Origin of the sequence: Pseudomonas sp. PDM32 (genome assembly GCF_019219225.1) — a bacterium.
In the GTDB taxonomy this organism is placed as follows: domain Bacteria; phylum Pseudomonadota; class Gammaproteobacteria; order Pseudomonadales; family Pseudomonadaceae; genus Aquipseudomonas; species Aquipseudomonas laurylsulfatiphila.
In genome coordinates, this window is sequence record NZ_JAHUWE010000020.1 from 1 (window position 1) to 17,103 (window position 17,103).

General features: G+C 60.5%; 14 protein-coding genes and 1 pseudogene. 2 read left to right on the forward strand and 13 right to left on the reverse strand.

Annotation, left to right across the window (positions count from 1 at the left end; translation table 11 throughout):
* The 9 genes and pseudogenes from KW846_RS30595 to KW846_RS28570 all read right to left on the reverse strand — a co-directional run.
* Positions 1-95: hypothetical protein (locus KW846_RS30595; RefSeq protein WP_371321739.1), on the reverse strand; the 95-nt coding region annotated here is incomplete at its 3' end.
* Between the two features lie 78 nt (positions 96-173).
* A complete protein-coding gene (locus tag KW846_RS30600) occupies positions 174-887 on the reverse strand; it encodes a methyl-accepting chemotaxis protein (RefSeq protein ID WP_371321783.1) in 714 nt (237 codons plus the stop codon).
* A 144-nt stretch (positions 888-1,031) separates the two neighbouring features.
* Positions 1,032-2,057 (reverse strand): annotated as a pseudogene (locus KW846_RS30605) (cache domain-containing protein); the annotation flags it as partial.
* 150 nt (positions 2,058-2,207) lie between these two features.
* Positions 2,208-3,728 (reverse strand): aldehyde dehydrogenase family protein, encoded by a 1,521-nt coding sequence (locus KW846_RS28545; RefSeq protein WP_218486300.1) that lies wholly within the window; start codon positions 3,726-3,728, stop codon positions 2,208-2,210.
* A gap of 75 nt (positions 3,729-3,803) precedes the next feature.
* Positions 3,804-4,631, reverse strand: coding sequence for a phosphonoacetaldehyde hydrolase (phnX, locus tag KW846_RS28550; protein ID WP_218486301.1), 828 nt, complete (start codon positions 4,629-4,631; stop codon positions 3,804-3,806).
* Between the two features lie 39 nt (positions 4,632-4,670).
* Entirely contained in the window at positions 4,671-6,011 is a 1,341-nt protein-coding gene (locus KW846_RS28555) for an MFS transporter (protein WP_007970213.1), read from the reverse strand.
* 272 nt (positions 6,012-6,283) lie between these two features.
* Positions 6,284-7,450 (reverse strand): 2-aminoethylphosphonate--pyruvate transaminase, encoded by a 1,167-nt coding sequence (locus KW846_RS28560; protein WP_218486302.1) that lies wholly within the window; start codon positions 7,448-7,450, stop codon positions 6,284-6,286.
* A 254-nt stretch (positions 7,451-7,704) separates the two neighbouring features.
* Positions 7,705-9,096: an FAD-dependent oxidoreductase gene (locus KW846_RS28565; RefSeq protein WP_007970215.1), complete on the reverse strand. Its 1,392-nt coding sequence runs from the start codon at positions 9,094-9,096 to the stop codon at positions 7,705-7,707.
* A 46-nt stretch (positions 9,097-9,142) separates the two neighbouring features.
* Positions 9,143-9,493, reverse strand: a complete 351-nt coding sequence (locus KW846_RS28570; protein ID WP_218486303.1) for a RidA family protein — start codon at positions 9,491-9,493, stop codon at positions 9,143-9,145.
* Between the two features lie 122 nt (positions 9,494-9,615).
* Between KW846_RS28570 and KW846_RS28575 the strand changes: the two genes are divergently transcribed.
* Positions 9,616-10,491, forward strand: a complete 876-nt coding sequence (locus tag KW846_RS28575) for a LysR substrate-binding domain-containing protein (RefSeq protein WP_218486304.1) — start codon at positions 9,616-9,618, stop codon at positions 10,489-10,491.
* A gap of 51 nt (positions 10,492-10,542) precedes the next feature.
* Here the strand turns inward: KW846_RS28575 and KW846_RS28580 are convergent, their stop codons facing one another.
* The 4 genes from KW846_RS28580 to KW846_RS30610 all read right to left on the reverse strand — a co-directional run bounded on the left by KW846_RS28580 (position 10,543) and on the right by KW846_RS30610 (position 15,997).
* The gene (locus KW846_RS28580; RefSeq protein ID WP_218486305.1) at positions 10,543-12,759 is read right to left on the reverse strand and encodes a DUF3604 domain-containing protein; all 2,217 of its coding nucleotides are present in this window, start codon (positions 12,757-12,759) and stop codon (positions 10,543-10,545) included.
* Positions 12,760-12,798: 39 nt separating this feature from the next.
* A complete protein-coding gene (locus KW846_RS28585) occupies positions 12,799-13,797 on the reverse strand; it encodes a HupE/UreJ family protein (RefSeq protein WP_218486306.1) in 999 nt (332 codons plus the stop codon).
* Complete coding sequence (locus KW846_RS28590) at positions 13,797-14,705, reverse strand: peptidyl-prolyl cis-trans isomerase (RefSeq protein ID WP_218486307.1); 909 nt, start codon at positions 14,703-14,705, stop codon at positions 13,797-13,799. Before KW846_RS28590 ends, KW846_RS28585 begins: the two co-directional genes overlap by 1 nt.
* Positions 14,706-14,962: 257 nt before the next feature.
* Positions 14,963-15,997, reverse strand: a complete 1,035-nt coding sequence (locus tag KW846_RS30610) for a WS/DGAT domain-containing protein (protein ID WP_371321781.1) — start codon at positions 15,995-15,997, stop codon at positions 14,963-14,965.
* On the opposite strand from KW846_RS30610, the gene KW846_RS28600 reads away from it, so the two are divergent.
* Positions 15,947-16,504, forward strand: a complete 558-nt coding sequence (locus KW846_RS28600; RefSeq protein ID WP_371321782.1) for a hypothetical protein — start codon at positions 15,947-15,949, stop codon at positions 16,502-16,504. The two genes, KW846_RS30610 and KW846_RS28600, sit on opposite strands and share 51 nt — an antisense overlap.
* The last annotated feature ends 599 nt before the right edge of the window (positions 16,505-17,103 follow it).

Genomic DNA, 17,103 nt, shown 5'->3' on the forward strand with positions numbered 1-17,103 from the left:
ACCGACTGCTGGTACATGGCCTTGTAGGTCGCCTCGTCGGTCAGGGTGTTGGCCAGAACCTCGGGACGAACGGGATACAGGGAAGCCGCACTCATCTTTCTTACCTCGGTGGAATAGTTGTTTTTGTGATCTGTTACGGGTTTGCAGCTCAAGCATTCGGGCAAATGCAACATTCAAATCCGGAAGCGACTGAGTAGTTTGTCTTGCTGGCCGACGTGCTCCACCATGGCTGAGCATTGGCGAGCCTGCTTGTCCGCGCTGCCGGAGACTTCAATACTGATGTCGCGGATATTGGTGGTGTTGCGGTTGATTTCTTCGGTCGTGGCGCTTTGCTCTTCAGCCGCCGCGGCAATCTGCAGGTTCATGTCATTGATGCGGTAAATGGCCTCGCGTATGCGTTCGAGGGTGTCATTGGCGGCATTGGCATCCCCGGCCGTCCTGCTGGCCGTGTCGCGGCTCTGCTGCATACGTGCCTGGGCATGTTTTACCCCGGTCTGCAGCTGGTCGATCATCTCGCGTATTTCCTGGGTGGATTGCTGGGTGCGCGAGGCCAGGGAGCGCACCTCATCGGCCACGACCGCAAACCCGCGTCCCGATTCACCGGCACGGGCTGCCTCGATGGCGGCATTGAGGGCGAGCAGATTGGTCTGGTCGGCGATGCTGGTGATGACCGCCACAATCGATTCAATGCGTTGACTGAGGGTGGACAAGTCATTGATCGCATGGCCGGTGGCGTCCATCTCCTCGGCCAAGCGCTTGATGGCCCCGGTAGACCGGGAAACCAGAGCGACGCCATCGGCGGTTTCTTCGTTAGCGGCAATCGCCGCTTCGGCAGCGGTTTGCGCGTTGCGCGCGACGTCTTCGGCGGTCGAGGCCATCTCGGTCATGGCGGTGGCCAGTTGATCCAGTTCCTGCAACTGCACCTGTATGCGGCTGGCGGCCTGATCCGCCTCGCACGAGGTCGCGGTGGTGCTCTCGCGGACCTGTTGCGAGCTGTTTTTCACGTCGCCGATGAGTGCTTTGAGGTTGTGCAGGAACTGGTTGAACTCCCCGGCGACCAGGGCAATTTCATCATTGCCGATCACCGGCAGCTGGCGGGTCAGGTCGCCTTCACCGCGATTGATGTCTGCCAGCGAGTCCTTCAGTTGTTCCAGCGGCCGCAGCAGTCGCCTGACCAGCAGGCCCAACACCAACAGGCTGAGCAGCACGCCCAGGCCGGTACCGATCACGGCTCGCCAACTCAGGGTATGGGCGGCGGCCATGACGATGTCCTGGTCCAGGACCACGCCGATGTACCAATCCATGCCCTTGAGATCGGAGAGGGGGATGAAGGACACCAGGAGGGATTTCCCGCCGCTGCGCACCTCTTGAAGTTGACCGTCGAGGGGCAGGGCGCTCCCGGCAAAAAGCTGACTGTAGGGCTTGCCGTTCAGTTCGGCGTCCGGGTGGGAAATGATGTTGCCGCTTTTACTGAGCAGGAACGCATAACCGGCTCCGCCGAAATCCAGGGTATTGATGGCATCGGCCACTGTGGTCAGGCGGATGTCGCCGCCAAACACCCCGAGCAACTGTCCCGCATCGCTGATCCGGGCGACGGCCGAGATCAGGATTTCACCCGTGGTGGAGTCCTTGTAGGGTTCGGTCAGGACGGCTTGGTTGCCGGTCTTTCCCGTCGCGTACCAGGGACGGGTGCGACCGTCATAGTCGGGTTTCGGATTCCACGCCGCCGTGTTCTTGATGGGTTTTCCATCTGACTCAAGGGCGCCGAACACCAGCTTGAATTCGTCTTTCAGAATGGGCGAGTCGATGATGCGCTGGGTCGCTTGCACACTGTATTGGCGATCGATCGCCTGGGAGGCCAGGTCCATCAGATGAAGCTTGCCGTTCAGCCAGTTCTCGATCTGACGTGCCACCGCACTGCTCGATTCGGCAATGCTCGCCTCGACCTGGTGACGCAAAATGCTACGGATCTGCTCTACCTGAACCAGCGATAGAAGACTGGTGGTTACCAACAGCACACAAGCAGCCACAAGGCTCACCTTGTAACGGATTTTCATCGAGGGCTCCAAAGGGGCGATCAAGGGGAGCAGAGCATCCAGCCCTGTAGGAGCTGCCGCAGGCTGCGATCTTTTGAACAGGCAATGGGAGCCACCGACAAGCAAAGATCAAAAGATCGCAGCCTGCGGCAGCTCCTACATTTCCGGGTTTTAGAAGAAGCCCAACGGATTGATGTCGTAGCTCACCAGCAGGTTTTTGGTCTGCTGATAGTGGTCGAGCATCATCTTGTGGGTTTCACGGCCGACGCCGGACTTCTTGTAGCCGCCGAACGCGGCGTGTGCCGGGTACAGGTGGTAGCAGTTGGTCCATACACGACCGGCCTTGATCGCCCGGCCCATGCGGTAGGCGCGGTTGATGTCGCGGGTCCAGAGGCCGGCGCCGAGGCCGAACTCGGTGTCGTTGGCGATGGCCAGGGCTTCGGCTTCGTCCTTGAAGGTGGTGATGCTCACCACCGGACCGAAGATTTCTTCCTGGAACACGCGCATCTTGTTGGTGCCCTTGAGCAGCGTCGGCTGGATGTAATACCCGCTCGCCAGGTTGCCCTCGAGTTTTTCCACCTTGCCGCCGGTCAGCAACTCGGCACCTTCGCCCTTGGCGATTTCCAGGTACGAAAGGATCTTGTCGAATTGCTGCTCGGACGCCTGGGCGCCGACCATGGTGTCGGTGTCCAGCGGGTCGCCGCGTTTGATTTGCAGGACCTTCTTCATCACCACCTGCATGAATTCGTCGTAGATCGACTCCTGCACCAGGGCGCGGGACGGGCAGGTGCAGACTTCGCCCTGGTTGAAGAACGCCAGCACCAGGCCTTCGGCGGCTTTCTCGATGAAGGACGGTTCGGCCTTCATGATGTCTTCGAAGAAGATGTTCGGCGACTTGCCACCCAGCTCCACGGTGGACGGAATGATGTTTTCGGCGGCGCATTTCATGATGTGCGAGCCGACCGGGGTCGAGCCGGTGAAAGCAATCTTGGCGATGCGTTTGCTGGTGGCCAGGGCTTCGCCGGCTTCTTTGCCGAAGCCTTGCACGATGTTCAGCACGCCCGGTGGCAGCAGGTCGCCGATCAGTTCGACCAGCACGGTGATGCCCAGCGGGGTTTGCTCGGCGGGTTTGAGCACCACGCAGTTACCGGCAGCCAGGGCCGGGGCGAGTTTCCAGGCGGCCATCAGGATCGGGAAGTTCCACGGGATGATCTGCCCGACCACGCCCAACGGCTCATGGAAGTGATAGGCCGCAGTGTTTTCGTTGATTTCAGCTGAGCTGCCTTCCTGCGCGCGGATGCAACCGGCGTAGTAGCGGAAGTGGTCCACGGCCAGCGGGATGTCGGCGTTCAACGTTTCACGCACGGCCTTGCCGTTGTCCCAGGTTTCAGTGATGGCCAGCAGTTCGAGGTTCTGCTCGATGCGGTCGGCGATTTTCAACAGCGCCAGGGAGCGGTCCTGCACCGAGGTCTTGCCCCAGGCATCGGCAGCGGCGTGGGCAGCGTCCAGAGCCTTGTCGATGTCTTCGGCCGTGGAGCGGGGAAATTCGGCAATCGGTTGGCCATTCACCGGTGAGGTGGTGGTGAAGTACTGACCTTTGACCGGTGCGACGAATTCGCCGCCGATGTAGTTGCCGTAGCGGGACTTGAAGGAAACGATGGCACCGGGAGTGCCTGGGTGGGCGTAGTTCATGATCGGGTTCTCTTGTTGTTTTGGGGTGTGACCGCCCACAGGACGGTCACTGTCAGGTGCGCAAGCCGTGCAGGGTCAGGAGTCCTGAGGGGTTTCGCCACGAGCCAGGCGTGCATTGATGTCTTCAATGACGGCCGGTAGATCGACGATGGTGTCGATCAGGTAGTGCGGGCGCGAACCTTCGAACATCCGGGTGATGCGGGCGCGCTCTTCGGCCAGCTTGTCCGAAGGCAAGTTCCTGAACTGGTCATAGGTCAGCCCCAGTGCGTTGCCGGAGCAGGTCAATGCGACCGTCCACATACCGGCACTGCGGCCTTCAAGGATGCCTGGCCAGGTGTCGTCGACCTTGACGCAGGCGGCCACATCGCTGATGCCCAGAGCGATCACGTTGGCCAGGGCCTGGGCCGGGTGCGGGCGGCCATTGGGTACTTCGTCAGTGGCCACGACGTGGTCGGCGACGTAGCCGTTCTTGCGCGCCAGCTCGACGACTTTCTCCATGACCACCGCCGGGTAACCCGAGCACGAACCGATTTTCAGACCCTTGTCGCGCAAGGCATCGATCGTATCCAGCGCACCGGGAATCAGCGCCGAGTGCAGGGCGATCTTCTCGATCTGCAAGGGCATGAAGCGCTCATAGAGGGCAGTGACATCGTCATCCGTCGGCAGGCGTCCGAAGGCTGCCTGGTAACGTGCGGCGATCTGCGGCTCGTTGCACAACGTGCGGATGTGGTCCCACTTGCCCATGCCCATCGGACCCCGGGCTTCTGCCAGGGAGACCGCTACGCCAAACTCGGCGAAGGCTTCGACAAAAATCTGCGTGGGGGCAAAGGAACCGAAATCAACGACGGTGCCCGCCCAGTCCAGAACCACGGCTTGCAGTTGGGAAGGTTGTTTGTATTGCATGATGATTGCTCCAGGGAAAGGTGAGTGGGTAGTACGAATTCAAGGCGTGGTGCCGACAATGACCGGTTGTACCGGGGTCGATACCAGCAGCGGGTTTTCCAGTGTTTTCGGCCGGCTGTTCCAGAAGGGCACCAGCATCAGGCTGGCCAGGAGTGCGGCGCCGGTGAACACCAGGAACACGGTGATGGTGTCGAAGTAGCCTGGCAGCAGGCCGCCAAGGACCGCACCGATCGAACCACAGCCGTTGACGAAGCCCGCGGCGGAAGCAGCCCCGTCCTTGCTGCCGAAGTCGATGGCCGCCGAGCCGCTGATCATCGAGTCCGGCCCGTAAAGCGTCAGGCCCATCATGAACAGCAGGCCGACCACCATGTACAGGCTGCCGCTTTGCATGGCGGGAACGAACAGTCCAAGGCAGACAGTGAGGACCACCAGGCTGAGCACGCAGGCCGGTATGCGACGAGCGCCGAAGTATTTGTCTGAGGCGATACCGATGAGGATGGGGCCTACCAGACCTGCCAGCTCAAACGAGGTGGGGACGATGGCGGACGCGACCTTGCCGATCTCGGGCATGCGTTCGTAGATGATCACCGGACCCCACAGCAGGATGGCGTAGCGCGCGGGCTTGAGCATGAAATAGGCCAGGCCGAGAATCAGCACGGTGCGATTTTTCATCACGGTCCGTATACCGGCCCACATGCTTTCGCGGGGAACCACGACGTTGCTGACCGGTTCGATCTCGATTTCGACAGCAGGCAGGCCTACGTCTTCCGGACGGTTGCGTTGCAGTAAATAGAACAACACCGCCACCACCAGCACGACAACGGCACTGCTGATGAACGCGATGCGCCAGTCGTGATAGGCCTGATAGGCCCACCAGCCGGCAAACGGCGTGGCCACCAGACCGCCAAAGGCGTACGAGGTGCTCCAGTAACCGAGTACGCGGCCACGCTCACTGGTACTGAAGAAACTCCCGACGTTCTTGCACAGGCCCGACCAACCGGTGGATTGGGCGAGACCCTGGACCAGCATGCAGGAGACGAAGATCGGTAGCGTGGCGTAGGTCCCCATCAGGAGCGCCGCCGCCGCCGAAATGACCAGGCCGCTGAGAACGACCACCCTTGGGCCGAACCGGTCGGAGAAGTTGCCCCACAGGAACTGGCCCACGGCGTAGGCCGTCAGGTAGAGGGCGTCGAGGTTGGCCATCATGGCCTTTTCGAGCATGAAGTTCGGGTCTTCGCCGATACCCAGCTTGGCCACGGAGAACGCTTTGCGGGTGAAGTAGAAGGCGGCATACGCCACCCAGGTAATCAGGAAAATCTGCACGCGCCAACGCTGGAGGGATTTCCAGCCGGTTGCGAGGGGGCTTGTCGTGTTGTTCATGGTGTACTGATCCCGTATGTGGTGCCAGACAGCGCAAATTGGTCGGTTTTTGTTTTTGTTTTCGGTGCACAAGTCTGTCCATTCGCACGACATCGACAGATGAACATGCGAATGGCATCAGGCTTTGATTCATGAATTACGCGATCGCTGACTCCTGCCCGGCGCTGCCGAGCGGTACGTCATCGAATCCATGGTTTAAAAAAAGATCCCTGCCCAAAGGCGCTACCCATTGCACCTTCGCTCGAATCGGCAGAGACCTTTAAAGGGGTCGATCAGGCCGCGGGCTTGAACATGTCCACGTCCATGGCGACCAGGCTGTCCGCGATAGCGCGGAGCAACTGGTGGACGATGTATTCGTCGATCTGGCCGATGCAGCCGATGCGGAAACTCTCGGCAACGGTCAACTTGCCGGGGTAGATGATGAACTGGCGGGCCTTGAGTTCTTCGTAGAAGCGCGTGAAATCGAAGTTGGGATGTTCAGGGCTGAAGAACGTGGTGATGATCGGCGACAGCCAACGGTCTTCCAGCAGCGTCTTGAAACCCAGTTCGCGCATGCCGGCAACCAGCACGTCGCGGTTGCGGGTGTAGCGCGCCAACCGGCCGTGTACGCCACCTTCGTCGCTGTGCTGCTCCAGTGCCTTGTGGAACGCCACCACACTGTGGGTCGGCGGAGTGAAGCGCCATTGGCCGGTGCGTTCCATGTAGGCCCATTGCTCGAAGAGATCGAGGGACAGCGAGTTGGCGCGGCCTTTGGCGGCTTCCAGCACGGAGCGGCGGATGATCACGAAACCGAAGCCCGGGATACCCTCGATACACTTGTTGGCGGAGGACACCACCACGTCGAAGGCTATGTCCTTCACCGTCAGCGGCACGGCGCCGAAGGAGCTCATGGCATCGATGATCAGGCTCTTGCCGTGGGCCTTCACGACATCGGCGATTTCACGCAGCGGGTTGAGGATGCCGGAGCTGGTTTCGCAATGGACGACGAAGACGTTGGTGACGTCGGGGTTGGCCTTGAGCAGGGCGTCCACTTCTTCGGGCTGGGGCGGCAGGTAATCGCCCTTGTCCAGGGTAATGAACGCGCGACCGAGGTACTCAAGGGTCTTGGTGGCGCGCTGGCCGTAGGCGCCGTTCATCAGCACCAGGGCTTTGCCGTCACGGGGGATGGCGGTGGCCAACGCGGCCTCCACCGAGTAGCTGCCGCTGCCTTGCAGTGGCACGCAGGCGAAGCTGTCATCCTCTACGCCGGCCATGCCCAGCAGTTTCTGGCGAACTTCAGCGGTGACCTGATTGAAGGCACCGTCCCATGATCCCCAGTCACGCAGCATGGCTTCCTTGGTGGCTTTGGAGGTGGTCAGCGGGCCCGGGGTCAGCAGGTAGGGTTCACCCAGGGCTGGGGTTGCCAGTGGCTGGGTAGTCGGGAATTCGGCTTTGGTCATGATCTTCTCCGGCGGTGTTGTTTTTGTGGGGGAGTGATGCATGGGTTGATAAAAACATCTGGCATCAAATAACTGAAATCGATTTATCACATGTCACAAACAAGCTGAGCTTATAACTGAGGTAGCACGCGGCCTGAGCCTGGAGGGTTCATCAGCAGCAGGCATTCAAAGGCAGCAGAAAAACCCCGCGCGGTGCATGACCGGGCGGGGTTTTCTGTTCGTTAGCGTGAAATTTCGCTTCGGGGCGGGGGCGCTTATCCCTTGTCCGCCTTGCCGGCGGCCGCGGCAAATTTCGCCAGGCGCACGTCAAGTCGACGGGGAGGTCGGTTGTGGTCTTCGGCGTGCTCCTTGCGGCGAATGGCGTTACGCACCATCAATGAACCCAGGTAGCGGACCGGCTCCGGTGGAAAATGCCCAAGCGGACCTTGCACCAGCGGCGAGCGCGTCCAGGGGTTGTCCACCCCGAGCACCAGCGACGACAGGATCTGCCCACCCATATGGCACGGACCCACGCCGCTGCCGGAATAGCCGAAACCGTAGAAGACGTTGCCGCTCGCGCCCATGCGGCCGAAGAAAGGCAGGCCGGTGACCGAGCGATCGGAAGGGCCGTTCCAGGTAGCGGCGATACCAACGTCGGCAAAGTCCGGAAAGAACTCTGTCAACGTGTTGCGCAACAGCCCTGCGTAGGGCGATGGCTGGTCGAACACCGGCAGGATGCGACCGCCGTAGGCAAAGGTGTTGCCCCCTTTGCCGAGCATGATCCGGCCGTCCGGGGTGTTGTGGTAGTAGTGCACGAAAATCCGCGAGTCGAGCACGGTGACTCCGCTGGTCAGGCCGATCCGCTCGAGCAAGTCCGGTCGCGGCTCGGTGATGATCATGTCGCTGGAGACAATGGCCACCGACCGCGAGAACTGTGGAAAGGCGCGGGCCATCCAGGCGTTCATCGCCAGCACGACCCGGTCGCAGGTCACTTTGCCGTTTGGCGTATTGACGCTGGCGGGCATGCCTTCTTCCAGGCCGGTCATCGGCGTGCCCTCGTAAATGCGCACGCCCAGTTCCAGTGCCACCCGGCGCAGCCCACGGACCAGCTTGCCCGGTTGCACACTGGCAGCCGCCGGCGAGAACCAGCCCTCGATGTGCCGGGCCGAGCCGGCCATGCGTTGCACGTCAGGTAGCGCACATTTGGCGAAAGAGTTGATGCCATGGCGCTCCAGCGCCGCGATCACCCCGTCGGTCGAGCCGACCTGGGCGCGGTTGGTCGCCGTGTAGAGCGTGCCGTCGAGACGGTAATCGGCATCCACCGCGTACTTTTCGCAAAAGGTGCCGATGGCGTAGATGCTCTGCTCCGATTCCTTGACCAGGCGTATCGCCTCCTTGACGCCGAACAAGCGCTCCAGGGTGAAGTACTTGGCCGACCATGACAGCGCGCAGCCGCCATTGCGCCCGCTGGCACCGGCACCGCAGATGTCGGCTTCGACGATGACCACGTCCAGCTCGGGATTCTGTTCCTTGAGCATGATGGCGGTCCACAGACCGGTATAGCCACCGCCGACGATGCAGACGTCGGCGCGGGTGTTCTGTTGCAGCGCAGGGCAGGGCGCAGCGGGTTGATTTTTCAGGGCCTGGTCCAGCCAGTAGGGGCGCATGGGGTCATCTCCGTTGGATCGGTTCGAGGCAGGGTTTTGGACGCAATCAGCCGCACGCGGCGACCACGATCATTTCCACGCGCCAACCGGGGTCGATCAGCTGCGCCAGGGTGCAAGCGCGTGTGGGGGCATGGCCTTCAGGGAAAAACTCATCCCAGACCCGGTTCAGCCCTTCATAGTCTTCGCGATGGGCGAGCAGGATGCGCACCGAAAGCACCCGCTCGCGGTGGCTGCCGGCACTGAGCAAAAGCTGCTCGATAGCGGCCAGCACCTCGCGCGTCTGTGCCTCGATATCGCCACTGAGATCGGTGGCAACCTGGCCACCGATGTACAGATGGTTGTCGTAGCGAACCATGTCCGAACGGCGTTTTGTTGCAGAGAAACGTTCGATTTCCATAGAGCAATCCTGGTGAGTACGAGGGGAAGCACTTGTGAAAATCATGCTTGCAGTTCACTGTTCATAAATAAAATCGATTTATCGTATGAACGAATAAGTTGAACCTATAGCAAGGTGCACCAATGACGATTTCCCATACCCAACTCAAGGCGTTTCACGCCGTCGCCATGAATGGCAGCTTCACCCGCGCGGCCGAGCAACTCTGCCTGTCGCAACCTGCGGTATCCGACCAGGTGCGCAAGCTCGAGGATTATTACGGGGTGATGGTGTTCTACCGCGACAAGCGCCTGGTGCGCCTGACGGAGGTGGGCGAGCGGCTGTTCGGCCTGACCCAGCGCCTGTTCGATATCAGTGTCGATGCCCACGACATGCTCACGGACTACCGCACCCTGTCGACCGGGACCCTGAACCTTGCCGTGGATGCGCCGGTGCACGTCCTGCCCTATGTCTCACGCTTCTGCAGCCGTTACCCCGGTATCGATGTGAAGATCGAAACCGCCAATACCGATGAGGTCCTGCAGCGGTTGTTCAGTCACCAGGCCGACATCGCCCTGCTGGGGCGCAACATCGAAGACGACCGCTTGATGACACTGCACTTGCGCAGCGATCCCATGCTGGCCTTCGTCGCCCAGGACCACCCCTGGGCGCAACGCGAGTCCATCTGCCTGGCCGACCTGCACGACACGCCCATGGTCCTGCGCGAGCAGGGCTCGGTCACGCGCTTATCCCTGGAAGAAGAGATGGCTGCGGCGGGCCTGCACATCCGCAAGGCCATCGAAGTGGAGGGGCGTGAAGCCGCGCGCGAGGCGGTGGCGATCGGCATGGGCGTCGGGGTCGTCTCGGCCGCCGAACTGGGCTCGGATTCACGGCTTCGCGGCTTGCCGATCGTTGACTGTCAGCGGCATTTCACCGAGACATTGGTGTGCCTGCGCGCGCAGAGCACGCGGCGTATCTTGACGACCTTTTTCGACATGGTTCGAGAAGGCCCGGTCGAGTGAGGTTCAGCGTTCCAGCCATCCCCGGCGCGAGGGATGGCTGCGCGAAGGACGCTACTTGACCGCTTCAACCTCATAATTCACATAACCGAACTCATTGCTGCGAGCCGCCACGTACTTGCCGTTCTGCTCGAATACCGTGGCCTCGAAAGGTGTGCCGCCGAGTGTTGTCACCAGATGCCCGTCCTTGATTTCATACTTGGCCGGTACGCCGAACTGACCACCATGCAGTATGTTCAGGTATTCCCCCTGTGCGGGCGCCTTGCCATCGACGCTGGCGACCAGGCGTTGGCCGTCGGTGCCATAGACGATTTCGAATGTCTGGCCGGTGACGGTGTTGCGCACCTTGATGGTTTTGCCCACCACGAAGGTTTGCAATTGCTCGTTGGTGAGCGCTTTGGCGCCTTCGGTTTTCAGTTGATCGATGGTTTTGCCGGCAGCGACAGTCTTGCTGTCCTCGGCTGTCGGTGTGTACCAGATCGGTGAGGTCCACGCGCGCTCCTGGACGGTGGGCGAGACGTCGGCCGGTGGCGGTACTTGCAGCTTGGCTGCGTCATAGGTGCTCCAGCGCGGGGTCGGGATCTGTAGCGCGCGGGCGTAGTAGAACGCGTGCTGGGCCGGATCGAAGTCCGGATCGACCCAGACTTTTTTCAGCTCGGTGGCACCGATGGTATTGGTGTAGGTCGCCTTGGACACATCGACTGTCGAGCCCACTGGAGGGACTTTGCCGGTGACCGGATCCGGTTGGCGATCACCGGCCCAGGCGACGTCGTAGATCTTCTCGAAGGTCTGGCCGTTTTTGGTCCAGCCCTTGATGATCTGGATGCGGTCGAGGTTGCCATCGTCGGCATCCTTGACCGCCCAAACCACGAAGGACGGTGCCTGTTTACCCGGTTTTGCCGGCAAGTCGCCACCCATGGGAACGCCCTTGGCGTAGGCGGCATGCACCCAGTCTTTTTCGTTCCACAGACTGCTGTCGAAGCCCCAGCCACCAAACATGCGCACGGGAATGCGCACGCCGCTGGTGCCGTAGACCTCTTTACGCTTCATCGCATCGAAGATCGATTCACGGGTGTTTTCTTCCGCCCAGACGCCGGCCAGGCCGGAGGTGCTGGTTTGCAAGGCGACCATGCCCGAGTTGTCTTTGCCAGAGAGGCGCGCGGCCGGGGTGCTGTCAGTAAATCCGTGGGAGCCGAAGTTGTTGCTCTGCAAATAGGGAATCACTCCGTTGTGCGAATCGCTGGCACCGACTACGCCCATTTTATAGGGGTTGTACCCACGGGTTTCCTGCATGGCCATGCCATTTTGCCAGGCCTGCCTGATGTAGCTGCCATTGATTTTCGACGTACTGTTGTCGATGCCAAGCAGGAAACTCATGATTTCATAATTGGCAAATTCGTCGGTTGGCGACAGTTCGGGGTGGGTTTCGGAAGTGCCCTTGACCTGGTGGATTTCGGTGAGGGATTCATTGCGCATCCGCGCTTCTGCCCAGGCGGCATCGATGGGCCGCCCACGGTCATCGACGTCCACCGGAAACATCAGGCCGTTGCTGAGGTTGGCGTTGTGGGAGATCGCCAGTATTTCGTTGCCCTTTTTCCGTTGATCGTCCATCCAGCTCCACAAGTCCTCGGGTTTGTTCGAGTCGAGGGCCGTGAAGGGCAGGTCCGGCACCTTCTTCGAGTCGCGGAAAAACACGTTGCGGTGCATGTTCTGGTTGTTCGGTGCCGAGGTCCATTCATAGGCGACGAAGGTGGTGAACTTGCCGGGCTTGTAGTACTTGTCGGCGATGGCGATGTTCTGCTGCCAGATGTTGCCGGCCACCTTCGGATCAATCAGTTCCTTGATGGGGTCGTTCAAGCTGCCGGCGATCCACTTGAACACCCGGTTGAAATCCGCCGGCGTCTTGACCATCAGTTTTTGCGCGATGGGCAGTTTGCTGAAGTCTGACTTCGGATCGTTGGCCAGGGCGATCACGCCGACGTATTCCGAATGATCGGTCACGCCATGAAAATCCAGCGGTCGACCTTTGAGCTGCACTTCAAACCCCATCGGATGCTTGACTGGCATGCCAAGCGAGTATTGGTAGGCCTGCTCGGGATCGACCTGATGGTTGCCGATCAGGTAGGCATCGATCGACCAGGAGCTGTGCGAGTGCGTCTGGCCAAAGTAAACCTCGCGGTCCGGATTGCCCTCTGCCCATGCCAATGTGCTGACAGTGAGCACGGCGCAACCGAGCAGTGACGGCGTGGTGAGGTGTGTTGGTGTTTTCATATTCCACGTCTCCGGAATACGGCAGTGACAGGGTGAAGTTCAGGCCCAGAAACTCGAGACTCGTTCGAAAAACCAGAAGGCCGCCAGGGTTCCCAACCCGTAGGCAGCCATCGGTCGGGCATACAGGAGCGCGGACCGTGGCAGCCGACAACGCAGCAACAGCGCTCGCAGGCACAGCACGGCGGCGACGAACATCAACTGGCCGATCTCGACGCCGACATTGAACGTGAACAGCGCCAGCGGCAGGTCGCGCTGGGGCAAGCCGATCTGCGCCAGCGCACCGGCAAAACCAAAGCCGTGCAACAGGCCAAAACAGAACGCCACCACCCATGGCCATTGGATGGTGAAGCTGACGTCGCCCCGGTTCTTGCGGACGATTTCCACCGCCAGCAACAGGATGCTCAGGGCAATCGTCGCCTCCACAGGCGGGCCGGGAAGCTGCACCGCCCCCAATGCGGCGAGCGCCAGGGTGATGGAGTGGGCGAGGGTGAACGCGGTGATGGTCTTCACCAGCATCCAGCCATTACCCACCAGCAGCAGGAGACCGAAGACGAACAGCAAGTGATCGAAGCCCCCGAGGATGTGCTGGACGCCATGGATCAGAAACGCACCGGCCACCGAGAACATTCCCGGCGTGGTAGCGATTTCTATCCAGGGTTGCGCGGGGTGGACTAGGGTGGTGGTCAGGCTGCCGTCCAGGCGCGAGACACGCACCAGCACATCGGTGATGCTCGCTTGCAGGCCGACAAACTCGATGCGCTGCCCGACCAGGCCGGCGGGACCGGCTTCAATGCCCCGGCGTTCGATCAACGAGTCGTTCAGTTGGCTTTCCACCGGGTCAACGACAGTACGCACACCTTCGGCAAACCGCAGCGCAATCGGCAAGCGCATGCCTGACAGCACCGGTGTGCGCCACAGTACGTCATAGCGCCCGGCAGCCGTTTCGTTGAGTTCCAGGTACGCGGGGCGCGACTCATGGGCCATGGCGCTCAATGCCATGAACCCGAGCAGCAACAACAGCCAGACCCTGCGCCTCATCACGGCCGCTCCGTCTGGATAGCGGCAACGTCAGCGGCGGAAGCAGGCATCATCACCACGACTTCATAGCGTGCTTTGAGTGCATCGAAATTCGCGCGTTTCGATTCGCTGCGTTGCTCGGACAACCAATCGGACTTGACCTGCTGGGCCACGGTTTCGAAAGCCGGTGCCGGTGGCTTGGCCAGCGTATCGATCCACACCAGATGCCAGCCGAAACCTGATTCCACAGGCCCCACCCAACGTCCCGGCGTTTGCTGGAACAACGAAAGGGCGAACTTTGAACCGAAGACCCGCGCCACTTGATCCTGTGATTGCTCCGTGTAGGCGTTTTTAAACATGAACGCATCGCCTTCAGCGCTGTTCCTGTCAGTCAGCCCTCCCAGCGCGGCCTGAGCCTGGGCCTGTGCATCCGCGCCGCGTTTGTCCAGGGCGAAGAACACATGATGAAAGCTCGCCAGGGGGGGCGGGGCATATTGGTCTTGATGCTGGTTGTACCAGGTCTCAAGTACACCGGGTGCCGGTTCGCGAAGTGAAGCGACATCTTCGGCGAGGAAATCCATTTTTTGCGCCAGTCGGCGGCGAATGATGGTGTCGTCTTTGTCCAGGCCAAGTTTCAGTGCTTCGCGATAGAGGATTTCCTCTTTCACATAGTCATCAATCAGGGCCTGCAACTGTTGTTCCGAGGCGGGGCGTTGCCAACGTGCCAGCCAGGAAATCGCGAGCCGCTGAACAACTTCAGGGGTAATCTCGATGCGTTGCGGATCTTGATTGACCGTTGAAGGGTGCAAACCGCCGTACAGTACGAAGAGTGCAAAACCGGCAACTAAGAAGTGCAGTAACGGCTGACGCAGGCATCGCTTGATTAACGAAATTCGAGACTCTTTCGCTTCGCAGACGCTCAAGTTCATGACTTATTGCCCCACGCTATTCTCGAATGGTTTTCGAAACAGAGTGGAGTATTGCTGCTGGGCCGGAACTTTCCACCGAGGTTAATCACGATAAGCACTAGGCATTAGTCGTAATCGGATTAATCCATTTCCCGGGGCCGTGCAGTCTTGCGCCTGTAAAACTCGGGATGAATACCAGAAACCCCAAGCCGAAGAGCGATCCCTGACAGATCTGTTCTTCCTTTACATCGGGCGCAAGATCAGGCAGTCGCCAGTGCTCAGGCTGGAGTCCGGAGTTGCCTTGGCTTGCCTGGCCCCTGTTTGCGGCGCTTGCCCACCACTTTTGTGGTCACCTGTCTGGCCGCCTCACTCATTTCTTCATAGGAGTCCAGCAGGCAGCGCGCGAGAAAATCCGGATCGGAAACGATGTTCGGTGAGCTGGTCAATGAAATAAACATCTTCCCGCAGTAGCTGGTCGGGTTCCAGATCAGTGACATGCCATCGGCCAACGGGCCCATGCCGCCCCAGTGCACCAGCTTCGCCCCGAGCAGGTAGAGCTCAGTGTTGGGACCGGGGACGTTGGTCACCATGCAGTTGTGCAGCAAGACCGGGCCCTTGCCGCCCCCGCCGGTCAGTGTCGCCAGGCGGCCGGCCAGGCCCAGCGTCGCCGGTGGGGTGAACTTCTGCAGATTCGTCAGTTCATGGGCGCCAATCGCATTCTGGATCGCCTTGCATTCCGCCGTGGCGAGTTGTACCGCCTGAAGACGCTCAAGCGGGTCTTCCATGTCAGTACCCAACGGGAACCTGAGGATTGAAATCGTATTGGTCGTGCGCTCGGCCCCTGCCTGGCGCGTATTGACGGGCGCCATGCTCACCAGGGATTTTTCCGGCAGTTCGTCTTTTGCCTGCAAATAGCGGCGCATCGCGCCGCCGATCATTGCAAGCACCGCGTCGTTGATCGTCGCCCCCGGCACCGTGCCTTTGATCTGTTTCACGGTGGCCAGGTCCAGTGTCACCGAGTCCCAGACACGTTTGGCCGACACGTTCGCGTTGAATCGCGTGCGCGGTACGCCATCCTCCGATGACCACAAAGACTGAGCCAGCCTGCGCAGGCCGAACGTGGCGAGTTTGGGTAGCACGCGCGTCAAAGGCGCGGCCATGCGCGCGGAAGCCGAAACATCGTCGATGACCATACGGGTGAGGGCGTCGCCGAACAGGCGCTGGCCGAGCAGCGGCAGGTGCTGGCCGCGGAGCGCGAACGGGTGGCGGCGGTCGAAGATCTGGCGCGTCAGGACGCCGCACTGGCGCGGCAACAATCCGCTGCGGCGCAGGCGGCGCAACAAGTCAGCGAAACCCGTTTGGCAGACCTAGAGTTGCTGCTCGAGCAGCGTGCGGCGCAGATTCAAGATCTGCAGCAGCAGCGTGAGGGCCTATTGCGTGAACGACACGAGGCCCACCAGCAGAACCTGACATTGCAGCAGGAGCTGCAGGAGTTGCGGCTCAAGGCCGAGCAGGAGCGCGTCGCACAGGAGAGCTACGTCCGTGGGGTCGAAGATCGTGCGCACCGTGAGGTCGACCTTGCTCGGGAGGAGGGCAAGCGCAGGACTGCCCAAGTAAAGGAGGCAGGCCACCAACTTGAGCAGTTGCAGCAGAGGATTGAGGGAGTTCAGGTCGCGCTGAGTCAAGCACAACAATACGCCGCTGCACAGCAGGCGCGGGGCGATACGCTGGAGCAGCAGTTAGTGCAACTGCGCTCGTCAACGGTCAGCGACCGCAAGACACGCACAAGGAAAAAGCCTGAACCAAAGCAAGCAAAGTAAGGACGCGAGGCTGAGGCTGCAGCATAAGCGCCTACTTCATTGCCATGCAATCAACCACGTCGCATGCGCAACGGTAATCATTCGATCATCGAGGCTGCCCGGCACCTGGCGAACGCTTGTGGCGCCTCATTGCACGTGATCAGCGTTTACGACAGCGCCGCTCCCGGTCACGGCAACCTGTCTCAGTACGACGCCTGCAAACCTAGGGACTGCGTCGGGCTGGCAAATTACCACCCGGCCGACTGCAGACGGGAAGAGCCTTATTGCTATGACGGTTTATCAGCGAGTCGAATAATGAGTTCGCGATGGAGAGGGTGATGGCGTATGTGGGGCGGGTGAGATCTGAGTTTCTGGCGCTGTTGAGGTCTGTAGATCCAGAGGGATGGGAGCAAGCAAAGAATCTTTCCGGGAAGACGTCGTGAGCTTCCTGGTCTCAAGGCCCCATATCACTTAAAACAGTTCATGAGCATCTGCGTTGCATCTTCGTCCGGACATCGAGGCTTGCGCGCGGACCGCCTAAATACAACAGGATGGTCTCGACAGCAAACAGAAAATAAGTTGTTGCCACTCCTTAGACTGGCTGTTCAAAGTGGCAGGTG